At 35.9% G+C, this 12,688-nt stretch carries 9 protein-coding genes; 3 read left to right on the top strand and 6 right to left on the bottom strand.

Annotated elements, in window-relative coordinates:
• Positions 1–90: 90 nt before the first annotated feature.
• The 4 genes from BW926_RS00840 to BW926_RS00825 form a co-directional block, all read right to left on the bottom strand.
• The gene (locus BW926_RS00840; RefSeq protein ID WP_076443498.1) at positions 91–957 is read right to left on the bottom strand and encodes an SPFH domain-containing protein; all 867 of its coding nucleotides are present in this window, start codon (positions 955–957) and stop codon (positions 91–93) included.
• Positions 958–1,176: 219 nt separating this feature from the next.
• On the bottom strand, positions 1,177–4,434 hold the full coding sequence (gene ccsA / locus BW926_RS00835; RefSeq protein WP_076443497.1) for a cytochrome c biogenesis protein: 3,258 nt from the start codon (positions 4,432–4,434) through the stop codon (positions 1,177–1,179).
• Positions 4,435–4,612: 178 nt separating this feature from the next.
• Positions 4,613–5,194 carry a Crp/Fnr family transcriptional regulator gene (locus BW926_RS00830; RefSeq protein ID WP_076443496.1) on the bottom strand — a complete coding sequence of 194 codons (582 nt, stop codon included), beginning with the start codon at positions 5,192–5,194 and terminating at the stop codon, positions 4,613–4,615.
• A 74-nt stretch (positions 5,195–5,268) separates the two neighbouring features.
• Positions 5,269–5,823: a cysteine hydrolase family protein gene (locus BW926_RS00825; RefSeq protein WP_076443528.1), complete on the bottom strand. Its 555-nt coding sequence runs from the start codon at positions 5,821–5,823 to the stop codon at positions 5,269–5,271.
• A 345-nt stretch (positions 5,824–6,168) separates the two neighbouring features.
• Here BW926_RS00825 and BW926_RS00820 point away from each other — a divergent pair, with 345 nt between their 5' ends.
• The 3 genes from BW926_RS00820 (at position 6,169) to BW926_RS00810 (ending at position 11,081) form a co-directional block, all read left to right on the top strand.
• Entirely contained in the window at positions 6,169–8,724 is a 2,556-nt protein-coding gene (locus BW926_RS00820; RefSeq protein ID WP_076443495.1) for an FtsK/SpoIIIE family DNA translocase, read from the top strand.
• 111 nt (positions 8,725–8,835) lie between these two features.
• Positions 8,836–9,483 (top strand): outer membrane lipoprotein periplasmic chaperone LolA1, encoded by a 648-nt coding sequence (locus BW926_RS00815; protein WP_076443494.1) that lies wholly within the window; start codon positions 8,836–8,838, stop codon positions 9,481–9,483.
• A 137-nt stretch (positions 9,484–9,620) separates the two neighbouring features.
• Positions 9,621–11,081 (top strand): LptF/LptG family permease, encoded by a 1,461-nt coding sequence (locus tag BW926_RS00810; protein WP_076443493.1) that lies wholly within the window; start codon positions 9,621–9,623, stop codon positions 11,079–11,081.
• An 84-nt stretch (positions 11,082–11,165) separates the two neighbouring features.
• Here the strand turns inward: BW926_RS00810 and frr are convergent, their stop codons facing one another.
• Together frr and pyrH are read right to left on the bottom strand one after the other, a co-directional pair.
• Positions 11,166–11,720, bottom strand: a complete 555-nt coding sequence (gene frr, locus BW926_RS00805) for a ribosome recycling factor (protein WP_076443492.1) — start codon at positions 11,718–11,720, stop codon at positions 11,166–11,168.
• Between the two features lie 120 nt (positions 11,721–11,840).
• Positions 11,841–12,548 (bottom strand): UMP kinase, encoded by a 708-nt coding sequence (gene pyrH, locus BW926_RS00800; RefSeq protein ID WP_076443491.1) that lies wholly within the window; start codon positions 12,546–12,548, stop codon positions 11,841–11,843.
• Positions 12,549–12,688: the final 140 nt, after the last annotated feature.

Below are 12,688 nucleotides of genomic sequence, written 5' to 3'. Positions count from 1 at the left end.
AAAGGTTTTCTTTAAATTATTGTGTATATTTTTACTTCGCAAAGGCGTTAGTACTCAGCAAAGTTTTAAGAATAATTTAATTCTTCATTATTAATTATACAAAGTTCCTGCATTAAGGATTGGGGTTGCTGCTTTTTCGCCACAAAGAACCACCATCAAATTGCTTACCATGGCTGCTTTTCTTTCATCGTCCAATTCAACAATATTTTCTTCTGAAAGCTTTTTTAAGGCTAGATCTACCATCCCCACTGCACCTTCCACGATTTTTGTTCTTGCTGCTACAATGGCTGTTGCCTGCTGTCTTTGAAGCATAGCCCCTGCGATTTCTGAAGCATAAGCCAAGTGTGAAATTCTTGCCTCCTGAATTGTAATTCCTGCCTTTGAAAGTCTGTCTGTTAGTTCCTGCTCCAAGATCGCGTTAATTTTATCCCCGCCCTCTCTTAAAGTGATTGGAGCATGGTCATCCTCTAAATTATCATAAGGAAAACTCATCGCCAAATGACGCACTGCCGCCTCGCTCTGCATTTTTACAAAATCTGAGTAACGTTCAACGTCAAACGCCGCTTTGTAGGTATCTCCTACTTTCCAGACAATTACAACTGCAATTTCGATGGGGTTACCCATTTTATCATTTACTTTCAGGGTTTGACCTTGTAAATTTTCAGAACGTAAGCTGATTTTTTGGGATGAATATAAAGGATTGATAAAGAATAATCCATTTTCTTTCACTGTTCCCACATATTTTCCGAAGAAGTTTAAAACTCTTGAGTGATTCGGCTGAATGATCATTAAACCTTTTAAGAAAAAGCACGAAAGAATGAAGCATAATAAAGCGACAACAACCAAAGCAATATTTTGGTCAACTCCCGTAATAAAAAGATAAATAGAAGCTATAAACAGCCCCAGGCAAATAACTAACGTAAGGTATCCCGACATTGGTCTTAAGATTTTTTCCATGATATGAATTATTAATTTGATATTATTTTGATATCATAAAGATATGGAAAAGTTTTGAATTATGAGTTATAAGTTTTGAGTTTTTTAAGGGTTTTAGTTTTTATTAAAATGCTTCGACTCCGCTCAGCATCTGTTGCATCATACTGCTGTTATTAATTATTAAATACAAAAATCCCCGAAAAATTAATTTCAGGGATTCTATTTATGACGTTTTTTAATCTACTTTTTATTTAACATTTTAAATTTAAAATATGATACAGAAGATAATGTCAGCATCGTTGCAAGACCGATGTACACCCAAGCCGGAACCGGAACCGGATCTCCCGCCGCATACGAGTGAAGTCCACTTAAATAATAATTAACCCCAAAATAGGTCATCACCATTGAGCAGAAAGCAAACATCGTTGCCACATGAAATGCCCATCTGCTTCTCAATCCCGGAACAAGTCTCATGTGAAGGACGAAAGCATAGACCATGATGGAGATAAATGCCCATGTTTCTTTTGGATCCCAGCTCCAGTATCTTCCCCACGATTCATTTGCCCAGATCCCTCCTAAGAAGTTTCCTACGGTAAGTGCAAATAATCCTATTGTTAAGGACATTTCGGAAACGATCGCAAGTTCTTTTAATGTGGTATCATGATGTAATTTATATGTTCCTTTGCTTGAAATAATGAAAAATACCAGACTAATCACCGCAATAATCATGGATAAGGCGAAGAAGCCATAACTCGAAGTAATAATTGCCACATGAACGATCAGCCAGTAAGATTTTAAAACCGGAACAAGCGGTGTAATCTGTGGGTCAAGCGCTGAACCTCCATGAGCAAAGCCCATCATGATTACAGCCACCATAAATCCTGCAGCAGGAATCAATGCGTTAGAATTTCTATATAGTATTAAACCTGCAGTAATTCCCACCCACGAAATGAAAATAATAGCTTCATAACCGTTACTCCAAGGGGCATGTCCTGAAATATACCATCTTGCAACCAGTCCTAGGAAATGGAAAATATATCCAACAATGCCAATAATGATAATGGCTTTAATGATTTTATTTAAAACTTTACTTGATCTGAATAACTCAACAAAGCCTAAAATCAATAATAATCCTCCTATTAATGTATAAAAAATTAATAATTTGAAATTGATATTAACCTTATTCATGAAAACCTCAAGATCAACTTTTGATTTTGCAGGAACAACGGCTTTACCCCATTTTTGCTGATAATCTGATAATTTTTTTAATTCCGCATCAGCCTTGCTCCAGTTTCCTGACTGCTGAGCCTGTAAAACTTCTGCAAAATAAGGCCCCATTATCTGTTGGGATTCCATATCCGGTTCAAATTTTTGGTCAAGCCACGAATGCCATGTATGGTTGGCATCATTTTTTACAGGAACAATTCTCATAAACTGTCCGCTGAAAAATTCGTTGAAGATCTGAACTCTCTCGTTTACAGCAATGATTTCTTTGTCATAATTCGTCTGTTCTCCAGGTTTTTTTCGGAACGCCGTATTATAGTCGTGTTCCAGAATATAGGTAAGATTTCCGTTGGCGTCGGCTGGGAAAAGGTTCATTAATGAAGTATAACCTTCATCATTGGCCTTGGTTTTATTCTTTAATTCGTCACCACCTTTTGGCCCGATTTTAATCATCGGAACCATTGTCCAGCTCGGCGTATCTGTATTGATGGAAAGGAACCACTGATTGGCCGTCAGAGATTTCCCGTCCGTTCCTTTGAATTCGTCTTTTTTATATAATTTTCTTAAAACATCTAAAGCTTCGGTATTGATCGGAACAATTCTTCCATCAAAATTCTGCACCAAGAGATACCCGAATTTATCCGCATGGTCTTTATCAATCTTATTTCTGGCAATAATTTCGTCCGCAGAAATAGTTTTCATTTTAGCTAAAGGAGCCGCAAGAGAATTCTGTTTTGGCTGCTGAGTCTGAGTTGTTTCGGCAGCATGATTATGAGTTTCACCTTCTACGTGGATGTGCTCTCTGCTGCCATCTGTTGTACCGTGCGTTTCAATTTTCTGGGCATTTAAGCTTAAACTTAAAACCAGTAAAAGTACAGCTGTCCCTCTTTTTTTATTAACGTCTTTCAGCATTTTATTTAATTTCCAGAAATGAGTCCCTTTCCAGAAGAACATGAAAAACATCCCTCCGAATAAGAATGTATAACCGATATAAGAGATCAAAGTCCCCCAATAATCATGATTTACGGAAAGAACAGTTCCCATTCTGTCCGGATCAAAGCTGGATTGGAAGAAACGGTATCCTTTATGATTCAAAACGTGGTTCATATAAATTTTAAAAGGCGTCTGTTTACCTTCGTCAATGATTTTAATGTGGCTTTCATAAGCACTCGGAGATGAACTTCCGGGGTATGTTTCCATTACGAAATCATCTAACTTAAGCGAGAAAGGTGTGTTGTAAATTTTCGGACCGAAACCAATCATGATGTTCAGCCCGTCCATTGTCACCTGTTTGTAAGCATTCGGGTTTCCTTTTTCAACCGAAAGGTCTACAAGCTGCTTAGTTTTTGGCCCTTGAATTTCAACAGTCAGCATGTCAGGAACAGCCTGATCTTTCTTTCTGTCACCTTCAATTGCCATTAATCTTCCTTTTTTAAGACCTTCAGGAACAACCAATTTCAATTCATTAATTGAGTATAAACTTCTCAAAGCCAACGGCTGGAATTCATTTTTAACCGTATTTCCCGTCGCCTGAGTTGCCATTGTCATAAATGATGCGTCAACGGGAGTTTTAATGAATAATTTTCCGCCTTCATTTTTGAATTCTACAGCCCCTTCGATGGATCTGTTGAAGGTAACCAATGTTCCGTTGATCGACTTGGTTTCGCCCGGTTTGATGAAAATATTCTGTCTTCCGGTATTTCCTGTAGAAACCAAATGAAGGTATTCGGTGCCGTTTGGCTCGGCAATCAAGCTGTCTTTTTTTCTCTGAACATATTCTTTAGCAACAACCTTCACCTGCTTTCCGTGGAAATCATATGTTGCCTGTAAATCTTTATGTAAAGGAGACATTAAATAAGGAATGTCCTGATAATTAAGAACGTCTCCCTTTTCTTCAATTTGAGTTTTAAGGAAATTTTTGTCGGTAACAATTTCGTTTGAGGTCTCTCCTTCTCTGATATGCATCGTTCCTTCAAAACTGATGTATCTTGTAATGGCACCACCAATGAAAATCAATATAAATGCAAGGTGGAAAACCAGAACCGGCCATTTTTCCCTTTTCCAGAGCCTATATCTTCCGATATTTCCTATGAAATTGAGAATCAGCAGAAACATGATCAGTTCAAACCATTTTGCTTCGTAGATTAATGCTTTTGCTGTGGGAGTTCCGTAGTCGTTTTCTAAGAAAGTTGCATAAGCCATTGCAAATGCATACACCAGCAACAATACAGCCATTGTCCTGGTCGAGATAAGAATATCCTGGAGCTTCTTCATGATTTATATACTTGACATGCAAAAATAAGGATGATAAACCACAAAGACGTCAAAAAAAGCTGTTTTTTGTCACTTTCACGGTGATATTCGTTATTTTGAAAGATTCTTAATAAGTATATTTTTATTGAAGAAAATTTAAATTTTACAAGCTTTAAATTGATATTAACTGTTAAAATTTCTATTTGCCTAAAGTTGTTTTCTTTCTGATCTTGCTTAAAAATTCATGTGAAATTCCCAAGTATGAGGCGATTTGCTGCTGTGTAAGGCGTTGTTCCAGACCGGGGTATTTTTCTAAAAATTCAAGGTATCTTTTGTCTGCGGTTTTATTCATTAAGGATAAAATTCTCCTTTGTAGGGCAACAGAAGACTTTTGATTCATAATCCTGAAAAGCTTTTCAGTCTGTGGCAGGGTTTCGTATAGATTTTCCTTTTCTTTTTTTGAAATCATTAAAACTTCACTTTCTTCCACTGCTTCAATGTTCAATGTGCTGGGAACGTTGTTGATAAGGCTGTCTAAGTCTGTAATCCACCAGTTTTCAACGGCAAAATATAAAGTCTGCTCAAACCCGTTTTCATTTAAGAAATAAATTTTAAAACATCCGCTCAAAACAAAACCTTCGAAATTGCAATATTCACCTTCATGCAAAACAATTTCTTTTTTCTTAGATTTTTTAAGTTCAAAAGGTTCTGCAAAAAGCTGAAATTCTTCTTCCGAAAGATGGATGTGGCGGGAAATATTTTGATAAAGCAAGTTGTACATCAATAGGTTTTTAAACAAAAATAAAGATACCAAAATTATATTGATATCTTTATTACGAACTTAAAAAAGATCGGTTATTTTAAAAAGTCATTTGTGTTAACTATCTTAGCGTAAAGCCCTCCTAGTGCAGAAATACCAGCTAAAAATGAACGCTGTACTTCTTCTGCTTTTACAACTTTACCGTTTAGGTCTCTTTCTCTTGTGGCAGTAGCATCACCAATGATTACGTTACTAAAACCGAAATCAAATGCGGCTCTCGTTGTAGATTCTACACAAACGTCAGTCATCATTCCGGTAATAACAAGGTTTTTTATCCCTTTTGAATGAAGATATTCTAACAAATCTGTGTCTCTAAAACTGTTAGGGAAATGTTTTACTATTACTTTTTCTCCGGACTTAGGAGCTACAAGAGCATTGATTTCTGCACCTTTGGTTTCCGGAAGAAAGAAAGTCGCACCCTCATTAGTAGCGATATGCTTTATATGAACTACAGGAAGGTTGTTTTTTCTAAAATATTCCAACACCTGTTGTGCTTTTTTGCCTGCTTCTTCTGCCCCAGGAAGCGTCATATTACCTCCTTTGAAATAATCATTTTGTACGTCGATGATTAATAATGCTGTATTTTCCATGTTTCTTTTTTGTGCGTTAATTGTTATTAATGAAATTAAGGTTAAACATAAAGCCAATGTGCTTTTCAATAAATTTTTCATTTTTGTTTAAATTTTATGAGACAAAATTAGGCATGGGAAAAATCCTGGCATTTGAACTAGTTCAAAAAATACTTGAATCTTATTTTATCCCGCAGATTACGCAGATGATAAGTTTAAACTTTTTTATATAAAGCCTTAATTAAATTCTTGGAGGTTTTTGGCTTATTGAAATCGAAGATTCGATATAATCAAATTAACATTTCTTTTAAGTAAAAAAGCATTCGTTTAATGTTGAAAAAACATTAAATTTGCCAGATTGATATTATGGATAAAAACACACAAAACAAACAGCAGGAATCGTCTGAGAAAGGCAAATTTTTATCTAAGCCACGGGTATTTTTCGGGCTTACTTTCATACTTTTTTCTGTAGTGCTCACCCTTTCATTTACCTCATACTTAATGAATTGGAAGGCTGACCAAAGCCAGGCAGGCACTATGCTGGATAAGAGCATAAAGTCTTCTAATCTTTTCGGAAAACTGGGCGACTGGCTCGGGAATATTTTTATTTTTGAAAGTATTGGGGTGGCTTCATTTATCATAGCCTTTTTATTCCTGGTTTTCGGGACTATCATTTTAAAAAAGAAAATTTTTAAACCATGGAAAACCGTTGGTCATTCTTTGTTTTTCATTTGCTGGATTCCAATTTTATTTGGAGCCATTACAAAAGGTCAAGGCGTTTTGAGCGGTGTTTACGGCTATCAGATCATGGAGTCTCTCAATGCTATCATTGGTTCTGTGGGGCTTTGGTTGGTTCTGGTGGCGAGTATTGTTTTATATTTTATTTTAGAATTTAACCTTCGTCCGAGCTCTATCAAATCAAGGCTGAATGATATTAATGAAAATACCATCGGAAGAGTAAAATCTATGATGCCGAGCTCAGATGAAAATTTTGAAGCTGATGAAGAACTGATCGAAGAAATTGAAAAAGCAGAGGAAACTCCTTCAAAAATAACAGTAACCGAACTTGTAGAAAAACCTTCTGTAAAAATGACAGAACCAGAACATGTAAGCATTCCGAAAGGCTTTCCTGAAGTTCCGGTTTTCACCAATCTGGACACGATTGTTACTCCGAACCAGACATCGTTCGAAGAAGATCCTAAAAATGATTTTTCACAATCTGTACATTTAAATTTAAATGCAAAACCGGCCATTCCTACTTCAAGCCCGGAACAGGCTTTTGATATTAAGCCCTCAGTATCTGTACATACTAATGCTCAGGAAAATATTAAGTTTAATGTGGAAGTTGCCCCTATTGTAGATATTTTGGATGATTCTGAAAGAAAATCCCAGGAATTGGTCGAAAAGCATGGTTTATATGATCATAAACTGGACCTTGCTCAATTTCAGATGCCTCCCGTTGATCTTCTGAAAGATTACGGAAGCGAAGAAATTTCTATCAATAAAGAAGAATTAGAAGAAAACAAAAATAAAATAGTTGGACTGCTTAAAAACTTTAATGTAGGTATTGCCGAGATTAAAGCGACAATCGGGCCTACGGTGACTTTATACGAAATTGTTCCTGAAGCAGGAATCCGCGTGGCTGCGATCAAAAAGCTGCAGGATGATATTGCCTTGAACCTTTCTGCTTTAGGAATAAGGATTATTGCACCAATGCCTGGGAAAGGGACAATCGGGATTGAAGTTCCTAGAAAAAATCCTACGATGGTATCTATGCGTTCGGTGATTTCTTCTCAAAAATTCCAGAATACGGATATGGATCTTCCTGTGGTTTTCGGTAAAACGATTTCCAATGAAATTTTCATGGCAGATTTATCAAAAATGCCTCACTTGCTGATGGCAGGTGCTACAGGACAAGGTAAATCTGTGGGTATTAACGCAATTTTAACTTCTCTTCTTTACAAAAAACATCCAAGCGAATTGAAATTTGTAATGATAGACCCGAAAAAGGTGGAACTTTCATTATATTCAAAAATTGAAAGACATTATCTTGCAAAGCTTCCGGATGCCGAAGAAGCTATCATTACAGATACGAATAAGGTAATCAATACATTGAACTCCCTTTGTATCGAAATGGATACAAGGTATGATCTCTTGAAAAATGCTTTCTGTAAAAACTTAAAAGAATACAATAAAAAGTTCGCAGAAAGAAAATTAAATCCTGAAAACGGACATCGTTACTTACCCTATATTGTTTTGGTTGTGGATGAGTTTGCAGACTTGATCATGACAGCCGGAAAAGAAGTGGAATTACCGATTGCCAGATTAGCACAGCTTGCTAGAGCAGTAGGAATTCACCTGATTGTTGCAACACAAAGACCGTCTGTAAACGTAATTACGGGTATGATCAAAGCTAACTTCCCTGCAAGAGCGGCTTTCAGAGTAATTTCAAGTGTGGATTCCAGAACGATTCTGGATTCTCCGGGAGCGGATCAGCTGATTGGTAAAGGAGATATGCTTTATTTTAATGGAAATGAAATTTTGAGGCTTCAATGCGCTTTCGTAGACACCCCCGAAGTGGAAAGGCTGGCAGAATTTATTGGTGAGCAAAAAGGATATTCATCAGCATTCCTTCTTCCTGAATATGTTTCTGAAGATTCTACGAGTACTGTAGGAGCTTTCGACCCGAATGAAAAGGATACCTTGTTTGAAGAAGCCGCGAGAATCATTGTTTCTACACAGCAGGGTTCTACATCGATGCTTCAAAGGCAATTAAAATTAGGATATAACAGGGCCGGAAGAATTATGGATCAATTGGAAGCCAGTGGAATTGTAGGAGGCTTCAATGGAGCCAAAGCAAGGGAAGTCCTGATCAGTGACCTGCATTCTTTGGAACAGTTTTTGGAAGATTTGCGAGGTTAAAATTTTGAATTTTAACCATTAGAATTGAAGTTTCTATTAACGGAGTTTAGTGCTTTGAAATTTTAACCTTTAACAATAAAAAAGTCTAAAGAATAAAGATTATTAAATAAAATGAAAAATATTTTTTCTAAAGTTATATTGAGCGGATTGGTTGTAGGTGCAGCGGGACTAGCAAGTGCACAGAAAATTGACGCAAAAGCCAAAAAAATATTAGATGATATTACGGCAAATTACAAATCAAAAAAGAATACCTACTTCAAATTTTCCTTCGGAAGAGGAGTAAATGGGCAGGTTACTAAAACAGAACCTGGAATTTATTATGCTTCCGGAGACAAATACAAGTTGAAAATTATGGAAACAGAACAGATTTTCGACGGAAACAAAATCTACAATGTCAACACTGAAGATATGGAAGTGACTGTAGCTAAACCTAACGCCAGCAGTACCATGTTCTCCCCTATTAATTATCTTTCTACTTACAGAAATGATTACAATGTTATCTATAATGGTAAGAAATTCGTAAACGGAGTGAATACTGATTTCATTAAGCTTACCCCTATCAAATCAAACGGGATACAATATGTATATCTTTTTGTAGATTCTGAAAGAAAACAAATGGTAAAGCTTGAGCAGTACGGAAGCAATAAAGATGTCGCGGTGATAGCCATTAAAGATTATAAAGAAAACCAGGATCTGGATCAAAATATGTTTGTTTTTGATAAAAATAAGTTTAAAAATTATATCATAACTGAATTATAAGCAAAAAGGTAAATCGCGGATATTTTAAAAGCAAATTTGCGCTGTTGCATTTTAACCTTTTTGCTTAATTATAAAAATTTCATAAAATATAAGAGCTGCAAAGAAAACTTTGTGGGCTTTTTGTTTAATTTTGACGAATGTTAAAAATACTAGACCGATACATCATAAAAACCTTTTTTGGGCCATTTTTTTTTATATTCAGTGTATTGTTTTTCATATTTATTGTAAACATTATCTGGGTTCAGCTAGGACAGTTTATGGGAAAAGGATTGAGCTACTGGCAGATTATGAAGCTTCTTTTTTATCTTGGGGTAAGTGTTATCAGTATGGTTTTGCCGCTCACCATTCTTCTGGCCAGTATCATGTCTTTCGGGGAGTTTGGTGAACGGTATGAGCTTGCAGCCATGAAAGCGGCTGGAATTTCGTTGACAAGGGTCATGCTTCCGCTCTTGGGAGTGACAATGATAATGTCTGTCATGCTCTATTTTTTTTCCAATAATATTATTCCGGATTTTCAGAGAAAGGCAAAAAATATGCTTTTTAATATTGCCCAAACCAAGCCTGCTTTGAACTTTACACCGGGGCAGTTTATCGATCAGATACCCGGATATATGGTCAAGTTTGATAAAATTTCGGGAGAAAATGGAGAAAATATTGACGGAGTTTTTGTTCACAGAAAAGCCAGTAATTACGAAAACCAACAGTCTATTGTAGCAGAAAAAGGGAAATTTATTCCGGCTGCTAATAAAAATTATCTGAAACTGGTTTTATATAACGGTTATGTTTATGAAGATAACTTTGCCGGTAAAGGCGACAATGTACGATTAAAACAGCCGGATCAGGCCATTAAATTTGATACTCTGGTTTCGCATTTTGATGTAAGTGAAATTATCAACAAAGCAATTGAGGAAGAAAAAATCACGGATGATTACCGTTTCCAGACCTTTAATGAGCTGAATACCACCATTGATAAAACAAAAAAAGACAATGATAAATTCTTTACCAACGTTAATAATGATGTGCTGAGCCAGACCAATTCCGTGATCAGCTACATGGATGCCACTACGAATAAAGCGAAGGTAAAACCAAAACAGCTGGTGAAACTGGATACAGTAAAAAGCGATAAAAAATTAGAAATGATTTTTAATGCTTACAACAGATTAGGTAATCTTAAAAATACCTTAGACACGAAAAATAACGAGATTAATCCTGGGGTAAAATATTACAGCAAAGTAGTAATTTATCAGCAGAGAATTGTTTCTTACTCTTTTACCTGTATCATTTTTTTCCTGATTGGAGCGAGTTTGGGTTCTATTATCAGGAAAGGGGGAATGGGACTTCCTGTGATCATTGCGATTGTAATTTTTATTATTTTCTATGTAATCAATGTAAGTACGGAAAATATGGCCTGGTCAGGAAAAATAAATCCTTATCTCGCAGCATGGATTCCTAATATTGTCCTTTTCCCTTTCGGGGTTTGGATGACCTATAAAGCCCTTACGGATTCACAATTATTTGATGCAGAAAAATATAAAGCATTCTTCAAGCCGGTTACAAAATTATTTGTTAAGGATAATGAACATAAGAGGTATCAGTAAATTTAAAAGATTAAAAACATTATAAAATAAAAAGCGGCTTCTTAAATGGAAACCGCTTTTTTATTTTTCTCAAAGAACTAAAAATTAGACTTTCATAATATCAGCTTCTTTGGCTTTAAGATGCTCATCGCAAAGCTTTACATATTTGTCAGTAAGTACCTGAATATCTGCTTCTACCCCTTTAATAACATCTTCAGAAACACCTTCCAGTTTTTTAAGTTCTTTCAAACCGTCCTGTCTCGCATTTCTTACTACGATTTTGGTATTTTCAGCTTCAGATTTTGCCTGTTTTGCTAAATCTCTTCTTCTTTCCTCTGTTAATGGCGGTACATTAAGGATAATATTAATTCCGTTATTGGAAGGAGCAAAACCTAAATTTGAATTGACAATGGCTTTCTCAATATCATTAATGGCTTTAGCATCCCAAGGTTGAATAGAAATCGTCATGGCATCCGGAATAGAAACATTTGCAACCTGGTTGATGGGAGTCAATGCTCCGTAATATTCCACCATTACATCCTGAACCATTGTTGTAGAAGCACGCCCGGCTCTGATTCTTTGAAAAGCATGATCCAAATGCTTTACTGCTGCATCCATGTCCTGTTTTACAGATTCTAATATAAGATCTAATTCTTCCATTATATATTTAAAATTTGAAAAGTTACACATTTATTGAAGGTTCAAGTTAAAAAACAGGTTAAAAGTAAAAAGCTATTAATTTACAAGCTTTATTATGTTTTATTTCACTTGGCTCTTTTATTATAAGTCAACTAAAGTACCCACATTTTCGCCATCTACAATTCTCTCAAGATTACCATCTTTGTTCATATCAAAAACAATGATCGGCAATTTGTTTTCGTGGCTCAAAGTAAATGCTGTCATATCCATTACTTTCAGGTTTTTAGCATAAACTTCGTCGAAAGATAATGAATTATATTTTACGGCGTCTGCATTTTTTTCAGGATCGCTGTCGTAGATACCGTCTACTCTTGTTCCTTTTAAAATAACGTCTGCCCCGATTTCGATCGCTCTCAATGTTGCTGCAGTATCCGTTGTGAAATATGGGTTTCCGGTACCTGCTCCAAAGATCACAACCCTTCCCTTTTCCAAGTGTCTTACTGCTCTTCTTTTGATGAAAGGTTCCGCTACTTTATCCATTTCAATGGCAGACTGAAGTCTTGTTTTAATTCCTGCATCTTCCAGAGCGCCCTGCAGAGCCATTCCGTTGATCACTGTTGCAAGCATTCCCATATAATCTCCCTGTACCCTGTCCATTCCTTTCGCAGCTCCTGCAACGCCACGGAAAATATTTCCTCCTCCAATTACAATGGCAACCTCACAGCCTTTGTCGACTACTTTTTTGATTTCAGCAGCGTATTCCTGCAGCCTTTCGTTGTCAATACCATACTGTCTGTTTCCCATTAAGGCTTCACCACTCAGTTTTAGAAGGATTCTTTTATATTTCATCTTTATTTTTAAATAACTTTTTAGTTCGTATGTTGTCAAAATTTTGACTGTGCAAATATAATCATTAATAGGGTTGATTTTTAATTCTGTCTGAAATTTTTAAATGTTACATTGTAAGCTGTTTTTAAGGTTGATTATAA

It is taken from the genome of Chryseobacterium sp. RU37D, assembly GCF_900156075.1.
GTDB lineage: Bacteria > Bacteroidota > Bacteroidia > Flavobacteriales > Weeksellaceae > Chryseobacterium.
This window is presented reverse-complemented; position numbering and strand designations above follow the sequence as displayed.

Bases quoted from the DNA above. Each gene is read 5' to 3' on its own strand.
- BW926_RS00840 (WP_076443498.1), bottom strand. From the start codon at position 957: ATGGAAAAAATCTTAAGACCAATGTCGGGATACCTTACGTTAGTTATT.
- ccsA (WP_076443497.1), bottom strand. From the start codon at position 4,434: ATGAAGAAGCTCCAGGATATTCTTATCTCGACCAGGACAATGGCTGTA.
- BW926_RS00830 (WP_076443496.1), bottom strand. From the start codon at position 5,194: ATGTACAACTTGCTTTATCAAAATATTTCCCGCCACATCCATCTTTCG.
- BW926_RS00825 (WP_076443528.1), bottom strand. From the start codon at position 5,823: ATGGAAAATACAGCATTATTAATCATCGACGTACAAAATGATTATTTC.
- BW926_RS00820 (WP_076443495.1), top strand. From the start codon at position 6,169: ATGGATAAAAACACACAAAACAAACAGCAGGAATCGTCTGAGAAAGGC.
- BW926_RS00815 (WP_076443494.1), top strand. From the start codon at position 8,836: ATGAAAAATATTTTTTCTAAAGTTATATTGAGCGGATTGGTTGTAGGT.
- BW926_RS00810 (WP_076443493.1), top strand. From the start codon at position 9,621: ATGTTAAAAATACTAGACCGATACATCATAAAAACCTTTTTTGGGCCA.
- frr (WP_076443492.1), bottom strand. From the start codon at position 11,720: ATGGAAGAATTAGATCTTATATTAGAATCTGTAAAACAGGACATGGAT.
- pyrH (WP_076443491.1), bottom strand. From the start codon at position 12,548: ATGAAATATAAAAGAATCCTTCTAAAACTGAGTGGTGAAGCCTTAATG.